At 48.9% G+C, this 532-nt stretch carries 2 rRNA genes; both read left to right on the top strand.

The features are described 5' to 3' along the window. Nucleotides 1–208: ribosomal RNA gene (locus MM213_RS20845) — 23S ribosomal RNA — on the top strand; the annotation flags it as partial. Between the two features lie 109 nt (nt 209–317). Continuing rightward, a 5S ribosomal RNA gene (gene rrf / locus MM213_RS20840) occupies nt 318–429 on the top strand. The last annotated feature ends 103 nt before the right edge of the window (nt 430–532 follow it).

The raw sequence follows: 532 nt of genomic DNA, 5'->3' as shown, positions 1-532 counted from the left end.
GACCGCTGGTGTACCGGTTGTGATGCCAATTGCATTGCCGGGTAGCTACGTCGGGAAGAGATAAGCGCTGAAAGCATCTAAGTGCGAAACTCCCTCCAAGATGAGACTTCCAAACAGGGCCGTCAGAGACGATGACGTTGATAGGCAGCAGGTGTAAAGTCAGAGATGACATAGCTGAGCTGTACTAATTGCCCGAAAACTTACCGTAAGGTCTACCCATTCAATTTTCTGTACACTTGTTGTGAATTAAGATATAAGACTTAAGATTTTGGATATTAGACGAGAGTCGAATATGCTATATCAAAAAGTCCAAAGATTTAGGCGGCCTAGCGCAGGGGTCCCACCTCTTCCCATCCCGAACAGAGAAGTTAAGCCCTGCAGCGCCGATGGTACTGGGGTTACACCCGGGAGAGTAGGTCGCCGCCACATTATTCAAAGCCAGTCACGATAGCATTCGCGACTGGCTTTTTTGCGTTTAAACCCCAGGCTGAAAGATCTCGCCAAGAATGCAGAGGGGCGCAGATTTTTGGGG

This window comes from Belliella alkalica (assembly GCF_022549785.1).
Lineage (GTDB): Bacteria > Bacteroidota > Bacteroidia > Cytophagales > Cyclobacteriaceae > Belliella > Belliella alkalica.
The sequence above is the reverse complement of the archived record's forward strand: the minus strand, read 5'-3'. Positions and strand labels throughout refer to the sequence as shown.